Genomic DNA, 20,072 nt, shown 5'->3' on the forward strand with positions numbered 1-20,072 from the left:
AGCGTGGAACCGATCCGACCTCGCGTGCGTCTAACCTGACGACGTGATTTCTGCGAGGGGGAGACTATGCGTAAGGCCTGTCTGACGGCGATCAGCGTCGCACTGCTGGTCGGCTGCTCCACCGACATCACCGGCGACGCCATCGCCGACTCCCCCACCGACCAAACCTTCGACCCCTGCACCATCCCCGACTCCACCATCACCGCCGCAGGCCTCGACCCAGCATCCAAAGACTCCATGGCAGACAAGGGCTACACCACCCCGGGTTGGACCATCTGCGGCTGGGAAGGTCCAGCGGGAGATCCGTGGTACTCGTTTACCGTCTACTTCTCGGAAACACACACACTCGAGGACGTACGCGGAAACCCTCAGAACAGCGACTTCTCCGACGTTTCGATCGCTGGGAGGACAGCGGTGGTCTACAAAGTCGACATCGTGGATGAAAGCGACACCTGCGACGTCGCGTTCGACACGGCAAGCGGAGTAGCCACGTTCACCGTGCTCACCCTCGAAGCGGGTATCGCGCGGAGCGACGTCTGCGACATCGCCGAAAACCACGTCCGTGACGTCGCTATGGCGTTCCCGGCGAACTGAAAGGAACTTTGGTGTCATCTGAGACTACGTATTGGCAAAACCTCGCCCAGGCCGCCGACGCAGGTCAACTATTTCTCGACGAGTCGGTCGCGAGGGCGTGCAATGAATCGTGTGTGGCCTACATCGAACGACTGCACCAACACCGGAAGTCTGCCTTCGGCCTCGCGAAAGTCCAGGGTTACGGGGACTTCGAGATGGGCAGACAGTTCGCGCAGATACTGTCCGACAAAGCAGCGGGTGGACAGAACAGCATGGTCGGTGTCATCGACAGCCACATACAGGTGGTGAAAGAAATGCAGGCGGTGTTTCAGAAGTTCTTCGAGCAGTACTCGGACACCGATGCGGCTACTGCATCCGACGTCGCGCAGATGTTCCCCAATTGACGATGAGATTCGCGAAGGTGCCGGGTCTACACTCCGGAACGGCACCTTCGATGCGGGGAGACACATGGCACAGCTAATGCGGGTACAGAATTTCACCATCTCATCCGACGGGGTCGCCGCAGGCGTCGACCAGAGTTTCGAGAACCCGTTCGGTCTCGACCATCTGACGTTGATGAAGTGGTTCTTCGCCACGGCAAGTTTTCCGGGCAACGCCGGTTCCAGTGGGTCCCGGGGCTTGGACGACTACTTCGCCCGCGATTTCTCGAACAACATCGGCGCCGAGATCATGGGCCGGAACAAATTCGGACCTCAACGCGGGCCGTGGACGGATCACGAATGGGAGGGGTGGTGGGGTGATGAGCCACCGTTCCGCACCCCGGTGTTCGTACTCACGCACCACGAGCGCCCCTCGATCCAACTCTCCGACACAACGTTTCACTTCGTCGACAGTTCGCCGGCAGATGTGTTGGACAGAGCCAAGCAGGCGGCCGACGGTAAGGACGTACGTCTCGGCGGCGGGGTCACGACAATCCGCCAGTTCCTCGACTCCGACCTGGTGGACAGTCTCCACATCACTGTCGCGCCCGTCGAATTCGGGTCGGGGCTGAAACTATGGGAGTCACCCGACGAACTCGACGACCGATTCGAGCACGAAACCATCCCCAGCCCCAGCCGCGTCACACATCATCTGTTCTGGCGTAAGTAGCCTCATCGCAGACGCACGCCCAGGTGCGCAGCATTGACCGAACGTCACATTCGCTCCGGAAAACCGGCCGACCAGCCCCTCATCGCTTGGATGTCACATTCATGCGTACCGGTAGCTAGCAGGGCCCATTCGTGCGCCAAAGGGGGCGGACCTACCGCCTACCCCAGTTCTCGATCCATTCGATGGCGGTGAGTTTGCCGGGGACTGCGCCGTGGACCTTGGCGGATTTTTCGGCGTCGCGGATACGGTCGGCGAAACGCAAGACGTTGCGTCGCAACAAGTCCTCGGCGCTTTCGCCCCCGTGACTGTGGTCGAGGCCGATGTGTACGACGCGAAGTTCGTCGGGAATCAGCTCGTCGGGCAGTCCCGCTTTGCTCGCCCGCGCGACGACTTTCTGGGCCAGTGCCAGTGCGGGTTGGGACAGTGCGACGCCGTCCAAGCAGGAACCGCGGGCTTTCTCGGCTGCCTTCTTCTCCTCCCACGCTTTCTCCTGCACAGCGATGTCGATCGGGCCGGTCGATCCGTCGTCGAGGTGCGGGGTTCGGTGAGTCAGCTTTCGTACAAGACCCGCTGCTACGTCGTCGACGTCGAATGCATTTTCCGACGCGTCCTGCGCGATCCGAGAATGGAACAGCACCTGCAGCAGGATGTCGCCGAGTTCCTCTTTCAGATCCTCGAGGTTGCCGCTGTGGATGGCGTCGAGGAGCTCGTACGTCTCCTCCAGCAGGTAACCGCTCAACGACGCGTGTGTCTGCTGAGCTTCCCACCCACCGCGGACCCGAAGGCGGTCCATCAGAAGTACGGCAGCGATAAGGTCGTCACCAGGCAGCTTAGGCGACGAGATTACGCGGTCACCGCGCCGAATGCGCTGCTGCACATCCGGGTTCGACGGGTCGGTGCTGACGAGGACCTCGGCGGAGCCGTCGGCGTGCGCGGTACCCGAGAACAGCCACCGGGTGCGCACCGGAACCTCCTCGGTGAACTCGACGATTCCGTTGAGGAATTCCACGGCCTCGGCCGGGACCATCGTCGGGCGAACGGGATCCAGCAGCACTACCGTCATCACACCCCCACAGTCTGCTCCAGCAACACCGACCTGGACGGTTTACCGTCGAGTGACAGTATGAGGTTGGCGATGTACTGGACCAACTCGACGTCCCGCACTCGCGCAGCACCGACGCCGCCGCCTTCCACGCGAGGCAGGGGCGTCTGCACCACACCGGTGGTGGCGCGGTACGCAGCGTTGGGGTAGAGCCGCTTGAGTCGGATCTGCTTGGAATCGGGCAGATCCATCGGGGCCAGCTTGACCTGGGTGCCCGCGACGTTGACGTCCGTGAGCCCGTACTCCTTCGCGATCAAACGAAGCTTGGCGACGGACACCAGGCGTCCCACTTCCTCGGGAAGTGGGCCGTAGCGGTCGACGAGCTCGTCCAGCACTGCGTTGATCGAGTCGGAATCCGTTGCAGCAGCAAGCTTTCGATAGGCTTCGAGCCGCAACCGGTCGCTGGTGACGTAGTCCGGCGGAATGTGTGCGTCGACGGGCAGGTCGATGCGCACTTCCTTGGGCACTTCGTCGGTGGAGATCGGTTTGCCGTCGGCGGCTGCCCGGTACGCTTCCACGGCTTCGCCGACCAACCGCACGTACAGATCGAATCCGACGCCGGCGACGTGGCCGGACTGTTCGGCACCCAGAACGTTTCCGGCGCCGCGGATTTCGAGGTCTTTCATGGCGACCGCCATACCGGCGCCGAGGTCGGAGTTCTGCGAGATGGTGGACAGCCTGTCGTACGCGGTCTCGGTCAGAGGCTTCTCCGCCGGGTACAGGAAGTACGCGTAACCACGCTCGCGGCTACGTCCGACGCGTCCACGCAGCTGGTGCAGCTGAGACAGGCCGAGCGAATCACTGCGCTCGACGATCAGCGTGTTGGCGTTGGATATGTCGAGACCCGTCTCGATGATGGTGGTACACACCAGCACGTCGGTTTCGCGTTCCCAGAAGCCCTGCACCGTGCGTTCGAGGGTCTCCTCGTTCATCTGGCCGTGCGCCGTGGTGACGCGCGCTTCCGGAACGAGATCACGAATTCGCTTCGCGGCCTTGTCGATCGAACTGACACGGTTGTGCACGAAGAACACCTGGCCGTCGCGCAGCAGTTCGCGGCGAATCGCAGCCGCGACCTGCTTGTCGTTGTACGCGCCGACGTAGGTCAGGACCGGATGGCGCTCCTCGGGTGGCGTGAGGATGGTCGACATCTCACGAATCCCCGCGAGGCTCATCTCCAACGTACGAGGGATCGGCGTCGCGGACATCGTCAGCACGTCCACGTGGGTGCGGAGCGACTTGATGTGCTCCTTGTGCTCGACGCCGAACCGCTGTTCCTCGTCGACGACGATGAGGCCGAGGTCCTTCCACACGACACCCGTCTGCAACAGGCGGTGCGTGCCGACGACGACGTCGACGGTTCCGTCGGCCAGACCGGCCATGACCTCTTTCGACTCGGCGCCGTGGGTGAAGCGAGAGAGCCCCTTGACCGTCACGGGGAACGCGGCCATTCGTGCGGTGAACGTCTGCAGATGTTGCTGTGCCAGCAGCGTTGTCGGCACGAGTACCGCCACCTGCTTGCCGTCCTGAACTGCTTTGAACGCGGCGCGGACGGCGATTTCCGTCTTGCCGTAGCCGACGTCGCCGAGGATGACGCGGTCCATCGGAACCGCCTTCTCCATGTCCGCCTTGACGTCGGTGATCGCGGTCATCTGGTCCATGGTCTCGGTGAACCCGAACGCGTCTTCCATCTCACGCTGCCACGGGGTGTCCGGACCGAACGCGTGGCCCGGCGCCGCCTGACGCGCCGCGTACAACTGCACGAGCTCGCCGGCGATCTCACGAACTGCCTTGCGCGCCTTGCGTTTGGTGTTCGCCCAGTCCGATCCGCCGAGCTTGCTGAGCGACGGCAGTTCGCCACCGACATAGCGCGAGAGCTGATCCAGCGAATCCATCGGCACGAACAATCGGTCGCCGGGCTGACCGCGTTTGCTGGGTGCGTACTCGATGACGAGGTACTCGCGTCGTGCACCGCCGACGGTGCGCTCGATCATCTCCACGAATCGTCCGATGCCGTGCTGATCGTGCACGACGCTGTCGCCGGCCACGAGAGCGAGCGGATCGACCTGATTTCGCCTCTTCGCCGGTAGCTTTCGCCCTTCGGTGGCAGCGACGCGGTTTCCGGTGAGGTCGCTCTCGGTGACGACCACGAGCCGGGCGTCGGGCAGAATCAGTCCCTCGTTCAACGTGCCACACAGGACGCTGACGACGTCCGGCAACGGCTCGGACCCCGACTCGATATGTGCCGCAGGTACTTCCGCTTCGCCGAGCCGCTCGATGATGCGGTTGGCGGTGCCTGCACCGGCGACGGCGATGACCGCGCGCCCACCCGTCGAGACGTGTGCGCGGAGCATCGCGAACACACCGGCGAGCAACTCCTCGGAGCCACGGACCTCCGGGACCGACTCGACGACGAGTGCGACCTCGTCCTCGCTTCCGGACGCGAGAGGACTGATGGTCCACCACGGCCGTCCCAGCGCCTGTGCGGATTCACGAATCTGCCTGAGCGAGCGGTACGCCGACGCCCCGAGATCCAGGCTCACTCCGCCGAGACTGTCGGTGTTGACCGTCGACGCGTCGAGCGGAGCCGCTCCGCCGACCGACGCGGCCGTCCACGACGCTTCCAGGAACTCTTGGCCGGTACGGACCAGATCGGTTGCACGCGTGCGGATTCGCTCCGGATCACACAGCAGGACATGCGCGCCGTCGGGCAATACGTCGGCGAGCAGCTGGAGCTCACCGGGTTGCAGCAGCGGTAGCAGGGCCTCCATGCCTTCCACGGGAACACCCGCGGACAGCTTGTCCAGCATCTCGACCAGCGCTGCGTCCGCCTGGTTGTCCGCAGCGAGCGCCGCCGCACGGTCACGGACGGTCTCGGTGAGAATCAGCTCACGACACGGCGGCGCGATGACCGACTGAATGTCGACGTCCGGGAGCGACCGCTGGTCCGCGACCGAGAAGGCGCGCAGCTCGGTGACCTCGTCGCCCCAGAATTCGACGCGAACGGGGTGATCGGCCGTCGGCGAGAAGATATCGAGAATACCGCCGCGAACGGCGAATTCACCGCGCTTACCGACCATGTCGACGCGCGTGTAGGCCAGTTCCACGAGGCGGTGGATGAGCCCGTCGAAGTCGATTTCGACGCCGACGCGCAAGCCGATGGGTTCGATCTCCCCCAGCCCCGGCGCCATCGGCTGCACGAGCGAGCGAACGGTGGTGACGATGACCTGAAGCGTCGGGCCGTAGTCCTTGTCGTCCGGCCGGGCCAGGCGTCGCAAAACCTCGAGCCGTCGGCCGACGGTGTCCGCGCTGGGGGACAACCGCTCGTGCGGCAGTGTCTCCCACGACGGGAACTGAGCGACGGCGTCGCCGAGAATCTGCTTCAGCTCCGTCGTCAGATCGTCCGCCTCACGGCCGGTTGCGGTGACGACGAGGACCTGCGCGCGGTCGGCGATGGCGGATGCGACGAACGGCCGCACCGAGTTGGGTGCGACGAGGGTGCGCTCCGCGGCTCCGACGGCGTCGCGCACGGCGGCGAGCGTGGAGTCCGACAGTGCGACGCGCGCGAGGCCCGACAGTGCAAGCGAAGAATCGGAAGACAACTGCGGGGCTCCTGAGCGAGATCGGCGCAATGGATATCGCGATCGATCCTACCGCCGACGTCGTGCGTCCTTTACATACGTCCAGCTACGGGCAACTAGTGCCGGATGACGCGCCGGGCCGCGAACTCACGGAAGTACTCGACCTTGCCCGCCGTCACGAGTGACGGAAGGAGGTAGTACCAGAGACGTTCCATCCGTGACGGAAGTTCCTCCGTGTTGCCTGTGGCGACGGCAACCATGTGCACGCCGGTGAGGATCTCGAGGACGAGAGCACCGATGGTCGCGGGGTCGGCGTCAGCGGCGAGGTCACCTTGCTTGATCGCCTTGGCGGCCAGCGCGTTGAACGACTCGCTCCAGCCGGACATCACGTTGCCCTGGGTGCCCCGGTAGTCACCGATCTGGTGGCTGAGCCGCAGCATTGCCGACACCATCGGGTCACTCACCGACATGTCGACGACGATGTAGGAGATGCCGATGGCTGCTTCCAGCGCAGGGATACGGCCGTCGTTGAACTGCTGGCACGCCGCGATGAGCCGGCCGTTGCCCTCGTCGATGACCGCGCGAGCCAACTCTTCCTTCGACCCGAAGTGGAAGTAGAGGGCACCTTTGGTGACCTGGGACTGAGAGATGATCTCGCTGAGGCTCGCGTTCGCGTAGCCGAGCCGCAGAAAAACATTTGCGGCACCCGACAGCACGGTGTCGCGCGTGATCTCAGCGCGTGCCTGTCTGACCATTGGATCCGCCTTCGCAATACTCGACTGCCACTGCGCAAATTACGAGCGAACGGTACCACTCGGTGGCATTCTTACCTTGGTCAACGTGCAGATGGTCCGAACAACATACATGCGTCGCTGTGAAGTAGGTCTCATGGACGCAAATCAAACCCTACCCGCTCTTTCACCGACACGTGGGGAAATACTCGGCTCATTCACCGGCCAGTAGGGGCGCGGCCTCCAAATTGGTGAGACCGTTCCAACACAGATTGACAACGTGCGCGGCGACGACTTCCTTCGACGGCTCCCTGACGTCGAGCCACCACTGAGCCGTCATGGACACCATCCCGACCAGCGCCTGCGCGTAGAGCGGCGCGAACCCGGCGTCGAAACCTCGACGGGTGAAGTCGCCGGCGAGGATGTGCCCGACCTGGCTCACCGCATCGTTCAGCAACGACGAGTACTTGCCGTCGGCAGCAGCGACCGGAGAGTCACGGACCAGGATGCGGAACCCGTCGGTTCGCTCCTCCACGTACGTCAGCAATGCGAGAGCAACCCGCTCGACCCTCACCCGCGATCGGTTCTGCGACAGCGACGAGGTGACCATGTGCAGCAGAGTCGACATCTCGCGGTCGACGATGACGGCGTAGAGACCTTCCTTGCCGCCGAAATGCTCGTAGACGACGGGCTTCGACACGTTCGCGCGGACCGCGATCTCCTCCACCGACGTCGCCTCGTACCCCCGCTCGGCGAACAAGGAGCGGCCGATCTCGATCAACTGTTCGCGACGCTGCGTGCCCGTCATCCGGACACGCGGCGCCTTCTCGGGCTCGGACATGACGCACCTCCCTGTGATCTGGTCACTCCTGCCGGTTTCCCGGCGTCGAAACTTGGAGCTCCGGTCTCCCAGCGTCGAAACCCGAGCTTATGGGACGAATGACACCGATCGGCGGGAGCGGTTCGACCTCGGGCCACCCCGCATGCGAGACTCGTTGCGCTCGGCGGGAGCTTCGAGGCCAGTAGTCTGTCTTGTGCAGACACTGGCGACCGGAGAAACCGCTGGTGAAATGATCCGCCGTGGTGTAATGGCAGCACCTCTGATTTTGGTTCAGATAGTTCAGGTTCGAGTCCTGGCGGCGGAGCGAGAAACATTGCCCTGAAGATCCAGTTCAGCGATCGTCGCCCGAGGAGCCCCGTTGCCGTTGCATACCGCCGTGGTCGTTCTCGCAGCAGGTGCAGGCACCCGAATGCGATCCAAGACCCCGAAGGTTCTGCATCCGCTGGCCGGGCGGACGATGCTCGCGCACGCTCTGCACGCCGCCGCCGACCTCGGTCCCGACCACCTCGTCACCGTCGTCGGGCACGACCGCGAGCGTGTCACCGAATCCGTCCTCGAACTGAGCGAGGAACTCGGACGCACCATCGTCACCACGGTGCAGGAACAACAGCTGGGCACCGGCCACGCAGTGCAGTGCGGCCTCGGTGCACTTCCCGACGATTTCGAGGGAACCGTCCTCGTCACGGCAGCCGACGTCCCCCTCCTCGACGGACACACCCTCAAAGCCTTGCTCGACGAGCACCTGAGCGCGCCGCTTCCCGCAGCAGCGACGGTCCTGACGTTCGTGCCCGACGACGCCAACGGGTACGGCCGCATCGTCCGCGCCGACGACGATCAGGTCGCCGAGATCGTCGAACACGCCGACGCCACCCCCGCGCAGGTCCTGATCGACGAGGTCAACTCCGGCGTCTACGCGTTCGACGCGACCGCGTTGCGCGTCGCGCTCGGCAAGCTCAGTACGGCCAACGCGCAGCACGAGCTCTATCTCACCGACGTCGTCAAGATCAGCAAGAGCAGCGGCCTACCCGTGTACGGAACCCAGCTCGCCGACCCCGACCTGGTCATGGGCGTCAACGACCGCGTTCAGCTCGCCCACGTCACCGCCGTCCTCAACCGCCACATCGTCGAAAAGCACATGCGCGCGGGAGTCACCGTCGTCGATCCCGCGACCACCTGGATCGACATCGACGTCACCGTCGGTGCCGACGTTCGACTCGAGCCGGGTGTCCAGCTGCTCGGCAGCACCCACGTCGGCGAGGACGCCGTCATCGGACCCGACACGACTCTGCGCGACGTCGTCGTCGGCGAACGCGCATCCGTCGTACGAACGCAGGCAGACAAATCCACCATCGGGCCCGGCGCAACCGTCGGGCCCTTCGCCTACCTGCGCCCCGGATCGGACATCGGGGACAGCGCCAAGATCGGAACCTTCGTCGAGACCAAGAACTCGACCGTCGGCAACCACTCGAAAGTGCCGCACCTGACGTACGTCGGAGATGCGACCATCGGCGAACACTCCAACATCGGAGCATCGAGCGTGTTCGTCAACTACGACGGCGTCAACAAGAGCCGAACCGTAGTCGGATCCCACGTCCGCACCGGCTCGGACAACATGTTCGTCGCCCCCGTGCGAGTGGGCGACGGCGCGTACACCGGAGCAGGCACCGTGCTCCGCAACGATGTACCACCGGGGACGCTCGCTGTCTCCGCTGGTTCCCAGCGCAACATCGAAGGCTGGGTCGAGAAGAAGCGTCCAGGCACTGCCGCAGCAGACGCTGCAGCACGCGCTCTGGCGGCCGAATCGGCAAACGCGCAAAAATCAAAGGACGGCGAACAGCAGTGACCACCCCGAACTGGATCGACAACCAGAAGAACCTCATGCTCTTCTCGGGTCGAGCTCACCCCGAACTCGCACAGCAGGTTGCGAAGGAACTGGGGATCGAGGTAACCCCGCAGACCGCACGCGACTTCGCAAACGGCGAGATCTTCGTTCGCTTCGAGGAGTCGGTCCGAGGATCGGACGCCTTCGTCCTGCAGAGCCACCCCTTCCCGCTCAACACCTGGTTGATGGAACAGCTCATCATGATCGACGCGCTCAAGCGTGGATCGGCGAAGCGCATCACCGCGATCCTGCCGTTCTACCCGTACGCCCGCCAGGACAAGAAGCACCGCGGACGTGAGCCGATCTCCGCACGCCTCGTCGCCGACCTGCTCAAGACCGCAGGCGCCGACCGGATCATCACCGTCGACCTCCACACCGACCAGATCCAGGGCTTCTTCGACGGCCCCGTCGACCACATGCACGCACACAGCCAACTCGCCGATCACATCCGCGACAAGTACAGCCTCGAACACATCACCGTCGTCTCCCCCGACTCCGGCCGAGTCCGCGTCGCAGAGAAATGGGCCGACAGCTTCGACGGCGCACCCCTCGCCTTCATCCACAAGACCCGTGATCCACTGGTGCCCAACCAGGTCAAGTCCAACCGCGTCGTCGGTGACGTCGAAGGCCGCACCTGCATCCTGATCGACGACATGATCGACACCGGCGGCACCATCGCCGGCGCCGTCAAGGTCCTCAAGGAAGCCGGAGCAGGCGACGTCGTCATCGCCGCCACCCACGGCGTCCTCTCCGACCCCGCCGCCGAACGCCTCGCCAACTGCGGAGCCAAGGAAGTCGTCGTCACCAACACCCTCCCCATCACCGACGAGAAGCGATTCGACACCCTCACCGAGCTGTCCATCGCACCCCTCCTCGCCCGCACCATCCGCGAGGTCTTCGAAAACGGGTCCGTCACAAGCCTGTTCAACGGCTCGGCCTAGGTCGTTCCGCAGGCTCCGGTGGTGTAGCTCCGCACTTTCGGGAGCGAACGTGGCGTTCAGTCCGTCTGACGGACCGAACGCCACGTTCGCTCCAGACGGACGGTCCACCCAAGTGACCGAACGTCACGTTCGGTTTCTTTACACCCGCTCCGCAGACCCCTGATTCCTGGAAATGAGCTTCGTCACTTCGGTGATGGAAAGCGCAGTTCGGGAGGGAGGGGGTGTGCGGGGCGGGTTGCGTTGTACCCTAAGATGACTCGTCGTGATCGACGCGCAAACCATGGACAGCCCTGCAGCAACTTCTACCGTCCGTATCGCCCGGTGGACTCCGGGCGGGTGCGTGTGGTGCGGAAGCACCGACTCGATCGAAACTTATCGCAATGAACCGCGTTGTGGCCTGTGCCGTGAAAAAGAAGCCGTCATCGACGAGGCGAAGCACTTCATCGGCATGTATGGTTTGCGCCCACTCGGCGGCACTCTTGCGTCCGACGACGAGGAGGAGCGCGAGTACCGCGTCACTGCTCGTGATGCTCGTGCCGTGCTGAACAGCATTCGTCTCGAGAAGCTGCCGGATCCGGCTGCGGTTCGCAAAGCGTTGCGCCCCAGGGCTGCTGCTGCAGTTGCTGCTCCTCGTCAGGCACCGAGCAGTGCAAGCTCGTCGTCTGCTTCCTCTGCTGCTGCGAGCAAGCCGGCCGCTCCCAAGAAGCAGCAGGCGGGTGTCAGTGGCATCGACATGATCGAGCTCGAGTCGCGGGTGCAGAAGTTGCTCGCTCAGCTCACCGAGGTCGACTCGCAGATCAGCGCGATCGAGGGACAGGAAAGCCTGCCGGCACGCGCGCGCCGCAAGGATCTCGAGAAGCAGCGCACCACGGTGCTCACCACCCTCGGTGCGCTCGAGAAGGCGCGTCGCCGCATCTGACACTCGGCGGTACGTACCCTGGACGGGTGTTCAGGACGCTAGCGCGCTATCAGGTCGCCATCGACGTCGGATTCGCCGCCGTCTTCACGGCCGTGCTGTTTCCGTCCGCCGCCGCAGACAACGGTGCGCTCGCCGTTGTCGTCCTGCTCGGCTACGGCGTCGCGCTGGCACTGCGTCGTCTCTCGCCTCCTCTGGCGCTGGCGATCTCCTGGGTCTTCGCCATCGGTCAGATGGCCGGTGGTCTCGGCACACAGGGCGCCGACACTGCAATTCTGTTCGTGCTGTTCGCCACTGCTGCATACGGTTCGGACCGCGTTCGCAAGATCGGTCTCGTGTCCACCGTCGTCGGCGGCATAGTCGCCGCTACCTTTCTCACCCTCGTCGGGGACCCGAACGTCTCACCGGACGGCAGCCGCTCCGTCGGCGACTACGCGCAGCAACTGATCATCCTGCTGGTTGCCTCCTGGGCTGTCCTGGGATTGTCGTGGGCGCTGGGTCGCATCGCGCTGGCGAACCGGATGTCCATCGAGGAGAAGCACCAACGCGCGTTGGCCGAGATCGAACAGGAACGGGCACTGCAGGACATTGCCGTCGAACACGAGCGCAACCGAATCGCCCGCGACATGCACGACATAGTCGCGCACTCCCTCGCCGTCGTCATCGCGCAGGCCGACGGTGCCCGGTACGCACGCAAAGCGGATCCCGAGGCTGTCGACGAGGCCCTCGGCACCATCGCAGGCACCGCTCGCGACGCACTACGCGACGTCCGCGGCGTGCTGGCCCAGTTACGCCACAACACCGACGACGTTCCGGCCACGGAATCGCAGGACCTGTCCACGTTGGTCGACCGAATGCGCGCGGCCGGGCTGCGGATCGACTTCGATTCCACCGGCGACTCCGCGAACCTGGGTGCCGGAGGTCATCTGACGCTGTACCGGATAGCGCAGGAGGCACTGACCAACGCTCTGCGGCACGGGGACTCGTCGCGCCCGGTATCGGTAACCGTCGCGTCCGTACCCACCGGCACGACGCTTACCGTGCGCAACTCCGTGCGAGCAGTATCCGAATCCACAGGCGGGCACGGCCTCATCGGTATGCGCGAACGTGCGATCCTGTCCGGCGGCACCCTGAAGACCAGCCACGATCATGGTGTGTGGACACTCGTCGCGCACATTCCCGGAGCACTTACAGGAATGGAGCCTGCGGAATGAGCCGAATAAAGACGCGAGTGGAGCCTGCGGAATGAGCCGGATAAAGGTAGCGCTGGTCGACGATCAGCAGCTTTTTCGCGCCGGGATCAGGATGCTGATCTCGTCGCAACCCGATCTCGAGTTCGTCGGCGAGGCCGGCGACGGCAAGGCCGGGGTCGAGTTGGCGGCCGAGGTCTCCCCCGACGTCGTGTTGATGGACATTCGGATGCCGGTTCTCGACGGCATTGCGGCGACAGCGGAGATCGTCGCCGCATCGAGCGAGCCGCCGAGGATCCTCGTGTTGACGACCTTCGATCTCGACGAGAGTGCGGCGAAGGCGATCAAGGCCGGCGCGAGTGGATTCGTTCTCAAGGACGCCGATCCTGAATTCTTGCTCGCGGCGATCCGCACCGTTCATGCCGGTAACTCGGTGATCGCGGCGTCGGCTACGACGGCGTTGCTCGGTCACTTCACCGACACTCCGGCAACTCCACAGGTGCCCAAGGAGTTCGAGCTTCTCACCGCACGTGAACGCGAGCTGTTTCACCTGGCGGCGAGGGGTGCGAGCAACTCCGAGATCGCGGCACAGGAGTTCCTGAGCGAAGCAACCGTCAAGACTCACATCAGCAGAATCTTCACGAAGCTCGGTCTGCGGGATCGGGTTCAGTTGGTCGTGTACGCCTTCGAACACGGTCTGGTGCGGTGAACTCCAGGATCATCCTCTGGATGTACGAAGCAGAGACTGCAGCCTGACGCTTTTCACCCCGGTGGTTCGTAGTTTCTACAGACATGACCACAACACCAGCACCGGTAGCCCGGGTTCACCGGGTCCACAAGAGCTACGGCGACGCAGCCAACCACGTGAACGCGCTCGACGACGTGTCGCTCGACATCCGTTCCGGAGAGTTCACGGCCATCATGGGCCCGTCGGGCTCCGGCAAATCGACCCTCATGCACGTGATGGCGGGCCTCGATTCGGTGACGTCCGGGCAAGTCGTGCTCGCGAACACCGACATCACCGATATCGGCGACGATGCACTCACCGAGCTTCGCCGACGCCAGATCGGCTTCATCTTCCAGGCCTTCAATCTGGTCCCGACGCTGGACGTCAGGTCCAACATTCTGCTTCCGTTCGAGCTCGACGGCCACGCACCGACCGAGATGGAAGCCGCATGGGTGGAACAGCTCATCGCCACACTGGGCCTGAGCGAACGCACGTCCCATCGCCCCCATCAGTTGTCCGGTGGGCAGCAGCAGCGGGTCGCCATCGCACGAGCGCTCGGCTCGCGGCCACACCTGATCTTCGCGGACGAACCGACGGGAAACCTCGATTCCCGCACCGGCCGTGAAGTTCTCGCGCTCCTGGCGGCCGCGGTTCGCGAGTACGGGCAGTCGATCGTCATGGTCACGCACGACCCGGTCGCGGCCAGCTACGCAGACCGGATCGTGTTCCTGGCGGACGGGCGAATCGTCGACGAGCGCGGACGTTCGACGCCCGAGCAGATCTCCGGTTACATGCTTGCGATGGAGAAGGTCGCATGAGGGCCGCCACCGCGTCGACACCGCGTCGTGAACACGGAGCGAGCATCCTCGTCACAGCGCTCGCATCGTTCTTCGGTGTGGTGCTGATCCAGGCAACGGCGTTCCTGCTCGACATCTTCGGTACCGACGGACAAGGTGCTGTCGCCGTCGCTCTCTACAGCGTCGCGATGGTGTTCGTACTTCTCGCGCTGTACGTCGCGTCGGTCGTCACCGCGAACACGTTCGGTACGATCGTCGCCGGCCGCACGAAAACCATTGCGCTGCTCCGGCTCCTCGGTGCATCCGGCCGAGAACTGCGTCGATCCGTGTCCCGGGAAGGACTGTCCGTCGGACTGTTCGGTGCCGCAGTGGGCTTGGTGGTGGGTGTCGCCGCCAGTCACCTCGCCCGAGCGATCGCCGTCGGTGCAGGCAAGCTACCCGACGTCGCATACACGACGGTGCAGCCACTCGTCGCGCTGCCGGTCGTCATCGTCGTGGGAACCACGTGGGCCGCGTCGTACATCGGGAGCAAACGCGTCCTCGACGTGACGCCGATTCAGGCGACGGGCGTCGTCGTGACCGCTGCATCCGAGGATTCGCGGCGCCGAGCCGCACGCACGACGTTGTCGATCATTCTCATCGCCGGTGGCGCAGTGCTGTTGGGACTCGGGGTGCTCGTCGGCGCGGTGACCCCTGCCGGTGTGCTCATCGCCTTCTTCGGCGGCGCCGCGTCGTTCACCGGCATCATGGTCGGCGCACACAGAATCGTGCCGTGGGTCCTGCGAGTAGTCGGCAGGCTCTTCGGCAGCACGCCGTCGGCGCGCCTGGCCGCAGCGAACGCAACGCGGTACCCGGAGCGTGCCACGCGCACAGCGCTGGGTCTGCTGATCGGCGTCACGCTGGTGGTGACGTTCGCCGTGGCGATGTACAGCTACCGAACGATGCTGCAACACGAGTTCAGCGAAGAATCGCTCGATCAGGTGCTGACGGTGACCGTCGGGATCATGACCGGACTGATCGGCTTCTCGGGTGTCATCGCGGCCGTCGGGATGGTCAACAACCTCTCGCTCAGCGTCATGCAGCGCACCCGCGAACTCGGCCTGTTGCGCGCTCTCGGCTTCACCCGCAAGCAGGTCCGTGGAATGATCGTGTCCGAGAGCGCGCAGATGGTGATCGCGTCGATGGGTTTCGGCCTTCTCCTCGGCATCGTCTACGGATGGGCGGCCGCGCAATCGCTGCTCGGTTCCATCGCGCAATCGGGCATCGGCCTGCCGACGCTGCCATGGGCGCTCATCGCCGGAACCGTCCTGTCGGCTGCGGTGCTGGCGTTGGTGGCCTCGCTCATGCCGTCGCGCCGAGCGAACTCCATCTCACCGGTCGTCGCGCTGTCCGAGTGATGTCCGACTGGCGAGGATGAGGGCGAACCTGCTCTCCGGATCGGTCCAGAACTCGTCGACGCGGAACCCCGCGTCGACGAGTTCTGCTTCTATCCCCTCTTTCCTGAACTTGGCCGAGATCTCCGTGCGTAACTCCTCGCCCTCGTCGAAGTGGACGTCGAGGTCGAGATCCTCGATTCGGATGTCCTGCGCCGTGCGAGCCCGCAAACGCATCTCGATCCACTCGGCGTCCGAATTCCACAGCGCCACATGTTCGAACTGGCCTGGATCGAAGTTCGCGTTCAAACGCTCGTTCAACACCGACAGAACGTTCGCGTTGAACTGCGCCGTGACACCGGCCGCGTCGTCGTACGCCGGGACGACCACACTCTCCTCGACTACCAATCCGACTCCCAGCAGCAGGAATTCACCGGCGATCAGAGCCTGGGCGATGTCGGCGAGGAAGAGCGCACGCTCCTCGGGAATGAGATTGCCCAGAGTGCCGCCCAGGAACGCGATGGTTCGGCTGCCGTCGGCAGGAAGGTTCTGCAGGGTATCGGTGAAATCGCTGACGATCCCATGGATCTCGAGCCCGGGATGCTCGCGGGCGATCACTTCGATCGCCCCCTCCAGTGCCGTCGGCGACACGTCCTGGGGTACGTACTTGCGCAGCGACCCGTGCTTGATGCCCGCATTCAGCAGCAGTCGTGTCTTCTCCGAGGACCCCGAACCCAACTCCACCAGTATCGCGGCGTCCGTCCGCTCGGCGACGTCGTAGGCGTGTGCCTCGATCAGTGCACGCTCGGTGCGCGTCGGGTAGTACTCCGGCAGTTCGGTGATCTGCTCGAACAGCTCGCTCCCACGCGCATCGTAGAACCATTTGGGAGAAATCCATTTCGGCGCCGCCGTCATACCCAACCGCACATCGGAACGAAGATCGTCGAGCAGCCTTTCGGGTGAGATGTGCACGTCCAGAGCGATATCAGCCATAAGCTTTCCCCTCAATCGAGATCTGTGACGTCGACATGCCCCGGTCGGGCGACGACGAAAGTTCGGTCCGCAAGCGACACCCACCGGGAGTCCCCGTCGGTGGGCTCGGATGCCACGGTGACGGAGTCCCCCGTGTCCAGTACGGAGAGCGAGTGGTACACCGCGCTCGCGTACAACGTGTGACCGTCGCTCAGCAGGAGATTCAGACGCGGAGCGGGCGACGACTGTTCCACGCGGGAGATCAACACCCGCAACGCTTTCTCCGGATCGTGCTGCCGCAGCAGGTTCCGGAGAATCACCCACAGAGCCGCAGAATCCGTCGGTGCCGGCAGTGCCAGCAACTCGGTCGGCGGCACCTCCGACGCCAGTTCGGCCAACGCGTCGGGCCACCCGAACACGACACCGTTGTGGCTGAACGCCCACGTCCCGTCCGTGAACGGGGCGCAGGCACTCCGCTCGACCGGCATCCCGACGGTTGCAGACCGAACGGCTCCGAGCACGGCCGTCGACGACGTCGCACCGAGTACGTCGGCGACCGCCGGGTCCGACCAGATCGGCATCGCATTGCGGTAGCTGCGGGCACCGTCGTCGTCCCACCACGCCGCGCCGAATCCGTCGGCGTTGATCGTGCCGCCGCCCCGCATGTCCTTCGGCGCCCAGGACTGCACGAACAACGAGTTCTCGCCGGCGGTGAGAACGTCGGCGACCGACCGTCTCGGTCCGAGATAGCCCAGGTGCCTACACATCTCGGGCGCACCGGAAGCCGGCGAAGATCTGCCTCCGGATCGGGTGGTCCCAGTTGCGGAACGTGCCACGGCACGCGACCTCGTCCGTCCCGAAGGATCCGCCGCGCAAGACCTTGTAATCACCGCGCAGAAACACCTCGGAGTACTCGGCGTACGGGAACGGCTCGAAGCCCGGGTAGGGCTCGAAATCCGACGACGTCCACTCCCACACGTCACCCATCAGCTGCTGCACTCCGAGCGGCGACGCTCCGGCCGGATAGGCGCCGACGTCGGCGGGTTCGAGGTGCCGCTGACCGAGATTGGCGTGCACCTCGGTCGGTTCGGCATCTCCCCACGGGTACTTGCGTACCGTCGCGGTCGCTGGATCGAAACGGGCTGCCTTCTCCCACTCCGCTTCGGTGGGTAGCCTTTTGCCTGCCCACCGCGCGTACGCCTCGGCTTCGAAGAAACAGACGTGTACGACGGGCTGGTCGGGCTTGATCGGTGCCGTCACCCCGAATGCCCGACGCCACCAGCTGCCGTCGGCGTCGCGTTCCCAGAACTGTGGGGAAACGAGCCCTTCGGCGGTTCGGTGTGCCCAGCCGCGTTCGCTCCACAGTTCCGGACGCGAGTATCCGCCGTCGGCGATGAATTCCTCGTACTGACGATTGGTCACGGGCGCGACGTCGAGGGCGAACGTGGCGACGTACGTCGAATGTGCGGGTCGTTCGTTGTCGAGTGCCCACGGGTCGAGCGTGGTGCCCATGGTGAAGACACCACCGTCGACGATCACTTCTCCGGCCGCCGAGATCTGCGCTGCGGGAGGAGGCGGCGCGTGGAGAACCGCTGGACCGGTACGTAATTGGTGGGTCGCGAGCATCGTCTCGTCGTGCTGCTGCTCGTGCTGGGCCACCATGCCGAAGGCGAAGCCATCGCGTTCGAGCCTGCGCCCGTCCAGCGGACTGGCGGAGAGTACGTCCCACACCTTGTCGCGGACGGACCCGACGTACGCGCGCGCCTCGTCCGGTGTCAGCAGTGGAAGTGACGGACGGCTGGACCGGGAGTGCTTGAAAGCGTCGTACAGTTCGTCGATGTCGAACCGTACCGGTTCGCGCCCGCCGACGTCGCGGACAAGCCAGAGTTCTTCCTGATTCCCGATGTGCGCGAGGTCCCAGACGAGCGGGCTCATCAGCGGCGAATGCTGCGCGGTGAGGTCCGCGTCGTCTACTGCGTCGGTGAGGGCCGAACTGCGGGCACGACTGCGGGCGAGTACCCGCTCGACGGTGCTGCGCAGTTGTTCGGTGCTCGTCATGCCGATTCCTTTCCGGTGGAATGCTGTGCGGTCGGTGCCGATGCGAGACGACATCGCTCGGCGGTGTCCAGCAACAGCGTTCGATGGTCCGACGAGTTGTCGGCAGCCAAGTGCAGCAACGCTTCTGCGGCACGACGAAGATCGGAATCGGCGAGACCGTCGCGGGCAGCGTCGACCCACCGGCCGGCAGTCTCCGCCGCGATCTGCGTTGCGCGCTCGATCACGTCGGGCCCGGACAGCACTGCGTCGAACAGGGCTGCGGGAACGACCCACTGGCCGTCGGGCTGTGCGTCGAGGTAGCGGATCTCGAAGTGCCCACACGCGCGAACGTGCGGAAACAACGTGGTGAGGTGGTAATCGAGATCATCGGTGGTCGGTGGTCGCCCGACACGGCCGTGGTCGGCAATCCAGTCAGCGAACGTCGTTTCCGGTGGAGCCGTCCAGTTCTCGCTCTCGCCCCTGATACATAGCAGCGGGACGTCGAGCGCCCAAGCCGAATAGTCCGCGATCGGATCGCCCGTGTTGGGCACTTCGGTTCTGCTGCCGTCCAATTCGAGCCACGTCCGCATCCGCTGAGACGCCCAGCTCCCCTCCGGTGCACCGCGTAGCGTCGGCGAGCACGCGAAGGCGGCGACGAGTGCGGGCCCGACGGCCTCCAACATGGTCCACCGGCGCGCCACGTCCTCGCGGTCCCGCCCGGCGTCGACGCTCACCTGAACGGCGGCCGTGTTGCACATCATCAGTTTGCCGAAGGGGCCGATGGTCGTGAACCTGTCCTCCATCGCGCAGTATCGAGGGAGAACGAGCAGACGCTGCGGTTCCCGGTCGCGATCTGCGGGAACGGACGTCATACCGATCCGTGCGGTGTTCAGCATCGACTCGAGAAGACGGGAGTCCGCGTCGACCGATCGAGCGAGCTCCCGCACCGACGGGAACGGCGAACTGGACAGTTCCACCTGGCCACCCGGCTCGATGGTCACGACGCTCCCGCCGGGGAGCGGACGGGCAGGCGAGATGGAGGAAATGTTTCGCGGGGCGTACTGCCCGAGGGCAGCCGCCAGAGAGTCCAACGCGGGCCTCGCCCCGTCCGGCGTGTGTGTCAACCACTCCAATTCGGCACCGATGAGTCGAGGTGGACCGAGCTTGAAGCACACACGTTCGACGTAGGCCGCTGCGGCAGGCCGCGAGCTCAGCCCCCGGGACTTGACCGTGGACGTCATCGCCATCTCCTCACGTTCGTCCCGACTAGCTGAGTTGCCACGACTACCCGAGGCTGTTCCG

Annotated in this window: 18 protein-coding genes and 1 tRNA gene; 11 read left to right on the forward strand and 8 right to left on the reverse strand. The window is 64.7% G+C overall.

Going from position 1 to position 20,072, the window contains the following annotated elements; translation table 11 throughout:
• The first annotated feature begins 66 nt into the window (after positions 1–66).
• The 3 genes from CH292_RS02570 to CH292_RS02580 all read left to right on the forward strand — a co-directional run bounded on the left by CH292_RS02570 (position 67) and on the right by CH292_RS02580 (position 1,683).
• Complete coding sequence (locus CH292_RS02570) at positions 67–594, forward strand: DUF3558 domain-containing protein (RefSeq protein WP_094653927.1); 528 nt, start codon at positions 67–69, stop codon at positions 592–594.
• 11 nt (positions 595–605) lie between these two features.
• Positions 606–977, forward strand: coding sequence for a hypothetical protein (locus tag CH292_RS02575; protein WP_249277164.1), 372 nt, complete (start codon positions 606–608; stop codon positions 975–977).
• A gap of 64 nt (positions 978–1,041) precedes the next feature.
• A complete protein-coding gene (locus CH292_RS02580) occupies positions 1,042–1,683 on the forward strand; it encodes a dihydrofolate reductase family protein (protein ID WP_094653929.1) in 642 nt (213 codons plus the stop codon).
• 151 nt (positions 1,684–1,834) lie between these two features.
• Here CH292_RS02580 and CH292_RS02585 read toward each other — a convergent pair whose 3' ends face one another.
• The 4 genes from CH292_RS02585 to CH292_RS02600 all read right to left on the reverse strand — a co-directional run bounded on the left by CH292_RS02585 (position 1,835) and on the right by CH292_RS02600 (position 7,935).
• A complete protein-coding gene (locus tag CH292_RS02585; RefSeq protein ID WP_020111372.1) occupies positions 1,835–2,746 on the reverse strand; it encodes a MazG family protein in 912 nt (303 codons plus the stop codon).
• Positions 2,746–6,384 (reverse strand): transcription-repair coupling factor, encoded by a 3,639-nt coding sequence (mfd, locus tag CH292_RS02590; RefSeq protein ID WP_094653930.1) that lies wholly within the window; start codon positions 6,382–6,384, stop codon positions 2,746–2,748. Before mfd ends, CH292_RS02585 begins: the two co-directional genes overlap by 1 nt.
• A 95-nt stretch (positions 6,385–6,479) precedes the next feature.
• On the reverse strand, positions 6,480–7,118 hold the full coding sequence (locus CH292_RS02595; protein WP_019664565.1) for a ScbR family autoregulator-binding transcription factor: 639 nt from the start codon (positions 7,116–7,118) through the stop codon (positions 6,480–6,482).
• A gap of 190 nt (positions 7,119–7,308) precedes the next feature.
• Positions 7,309–7,935: a TetR/AcrR family transcriptional regulator gene (locus CH292_RS02600; RefSeq protein ID WP_019664564.1), complete on the reverse strand. Its 627-nt coding sequence runs from the start codon at positions 7,933–7,935 to the stop codon at positions 7,309–7,311.
• A gap of 233 nt (positions 7,936–8,168) precedes the next feature.
• Here CH292_RS02600 and CH292_RS02605 point away from each other — a divergent pair.
• The 8 genes from CH292_RS02605 to CH292_RS02640 all read left to right on the forward strand — a co-directional run bounded on the left by CH292_RS02605 (position 8,169) and on the right by CH292_RS02640 (position 15,785).
• Positions 8,169–8,239 (forward strand) — tRNA-Gln (locus CH292_RS02605).
• A gap of 54 nt (positions 8,240–8,293) precedes the next feature.
• Positions 8,294–9,778, forward strand: coding sequence for a bifunctional UDP-N-acetylglucosamine diphosphorylase/glucosamine-1-phosphate N-acetyltransferase GlmU (gene glmU / locus CH292_RS02610; RefSeq protein ID WP_052061959.1), 1,485 nt, complete (start codon positions 8,294–8,296; stop codon positions 9,776–9,778).
• Positions 9,775–10,758 carry a ribose-phosphate diphosphokinase gene (locus CH292_RS02615; protein WP_019664562.1) on the forward strand — a complete coding sequence of 328 codons (984 nt, stop codon included), beginning with the start codon at positions 9,775–9,777 and terminating at the stop codon, positions 10,756–10,758. Before glmU ends, CH292_RS02615 begins: the two co-directional genes overlap by 4 nt.
• Positions 10,759–11,098: 340 nt before the next feature.
• Positions 11,099–11,677, forward strand: a complete 579-nt coding sequence (locus tag CH292_RS02620) for a hypothetical protein (protein WP_037161441.1) — start codon at positions 11,099–11,101, stop codon at positions 11,675–11,677.
• Positions 11,678–11,703: 26 nt separating this feature from the next.
• The gene (locus tag CH292_RS02625; protein WP_094653931.1) at positions 11,704–12,888 is read left to right on the forward strand and encodes a sensor histidine kinase; all 1,185 of its coding nucleotides are present in this window, start codon (positions 11,704–11,706) and stop codon (positions 12,886–12,888) included.
• 31 nt (positions 12,889–12,919) lie between these two features.
• Positions 12,920–13,573 carry a response regulator transcription factor gene (locus CH292_RS02630; RefSeq protein ID WP_027498735.1) on the forward strand — a complete coding sequence of 218 codons (654 nt, stop codon included), beginning with the start codon at positions 12,920–12,922 and terminating at the stop codon, positions 13,571–13,573.
• Positions 13,574–13,656: 83 nt separating this feature from the next.
• Positions 13,657–14,409, forward strand: a complete 753-nt coding sequence (locus tag CH292_RS02635; RefSeq protein WP_094653932.1) for an ABC transporter ATP-binding protein — start codon at positions 13,657–13,659, stop codon at positions 14,407–14,409.
• Positions 14,406–15,785, forward strand: coding sequence for an ABC transporter permease (locus tag CH292_RS02640; RefSeq protein WP_094653933.1), 1,380 nt, complete (start codon positions 14,406–14,408; stop codon positions 15,783–15,785). The genes CH292_RS02635 and CH292_RS02640 overlap by 4 nt, the downstream gene beginning before the upstream one ends.
• Here the strand turns inward: CH292_RS02640 and egtD are convergent.
• From egtD to egtA, 4 genes are read right to left on the reverse strand one after another with little or no spacing between them, the layout of a single operon-like run.
• Positions 15,759–16,754 carry an L-histidine N(alpha)-methyltransferase gene (egtD, locus tag CH292_RS02645; RefSeq protein ID WP_094653934.1) on the reverse strand — a complete coding sequence of 332 codons (996 nt, stop codon included), beginning with the start codon at positions 16,752–16,754 and terminating at the stop codon, positions 15,759–15,761. The genes CH292_RS02640 and egtD overlap by 27 nt on opposite strands.
• Positions 16,755–16,765: 11 nt before the next feature.
• Positions 16,766–17,500 (reverse strand): ergothioneine biosynthesis protein EgtC, encoded by a 735-nt coding sequence (gene egtC / locus CH292_RS02650; protein WP_033190832.1) that lies wholly within the window; start codon positions 17,498–17,500, stop codon positions 16,766–16,768.
• Complete coding sequence (egtB, locus tag CH292_RS02655) at positions 17,493–18,791, reverse strand: ergothioneine biosynthesis protein EgtB (protein WP_179277894.1); 1,299 nt, start codon at positions 18,789–18,791, stop codon at positions 17,493–17,495. Before egtB ends, egtC begins: the two co-directional genes overlap by 8 nt.
• Positions 18,788–20,017 carry an ergothioneine biosynthesis glutamate--cysteine ligase EgtA gene (egtA, locus tag CH292_RS02660; protein ID WP_094653936.1) on the reverse strand — a complete coding sequence of 410 codons (1,230 nt, stop codon included), beginning with the start codon at positions 20,015–20,017 and terminating at the stop codon, positions 18,788–18,790. The genes egtB and egtA overlap by 4 nt, the downstream gene beginning before the upstream one ends.
• Between the last annotated feature and the right edge of the window lie 55 nt (positions 20,018–20,072).

It is taken from the genome of Rhodococcus sp. 14-2470-1a (genome assembly GCF_002259425.1).
Lineage (GTDB): Bacteria > Actinomycetota > Actinomycetes > Mycobacteriales > Mycobacteriaceae > Rhodococcoides > Rhodococcoides fascians_E.

Excerpts from the sequence above, each read along its gene's own strand:
- CH292_RS02570 (WP_094653927.1), top strand. The coding sequence starts at position 67 with ATGCGTAAGGCCTGTCTGACGGCGATCAGCGTCGCACTGCTGGTCGGC.
- CH292_RS02580 (WP_094653929.1), top strand. The coding sequence starts at position 1,042 with ATGGCACAGCTAATGCGGGTACAGAATTTCACCATCTCATCCGACGGG.
- CH292_RS02585 (WP_020111372.1), bottom strand. The coding sequence starts at position 2,746 with ATGACGGTAGTGCTGCTGGATCCCGTTCGCCCGACGATGGTCCCGGCC.
- CH292_RS02595 (WP_019664565.1), bottom strand. The coding sequence starts at position 7,118 with ATGGTCAGACAGGCACGCGCTGAGATCACGCGCGACACCGTGCTGTCG.
- CH292_RS02600 (WP_019664564.1), bottom strand. The coding sequence starts at position 7,935 with ATGTCCGAGCCCGAGAAGGCGCCGCGTGTCCGGATGACGGGCACGCAG.
- CH292_RS02630 (WP_027498735.1), top strand. The coding sequence starts at position 12,920 with ATGAGCCGGATAAAGGTAGCGCTGGTCGACGATCAGCAGCTTTTTCGC.
- CH292_RS02635 (WP_094653932.1), top strand. The coding sequence starts at position 13,657 with ATGACCACAACACCAGCACCGGTAGCCCGGGTTCACCGGGTCCACAAG.
- CH292_RS02640 (WP_094653933.1), top strand. The coding sequence starts at position 14,406 with ATGAGGGCCGCCACCGCGTCGACACCGCGTCGTGAACACGGAGCGAGC.
- egtD (WP_094653934.1), bottom strand. The coding sequence starts at position 16,754 with ATGGCTGATATCGCTCTGGACGTGCACATCTCACCCGAAAGGCTGCTC.
- egtC (WP_033190832.1), bottom strand. The coding sequence starts at position 17,500 with ATGTGTAGGCACCTGGGCTATCTCGGACCGAGACGGTCGGTCGCCGAC.
- egtB (WP_179277894.1), bottom strand. The coding sequence starts at position 18,791 with ATGACGAGCACCGAACAACTGCGCAGCACCGTCGAGCGGGTACTCGCC.
- egtA (WP_094653936.1), bottom strand. The coding sequence starts at position 20,017 with ATGGCGATGACGTCCACGGTCAAGTCCCGGGGGCTGAGCTCGCGGCCT.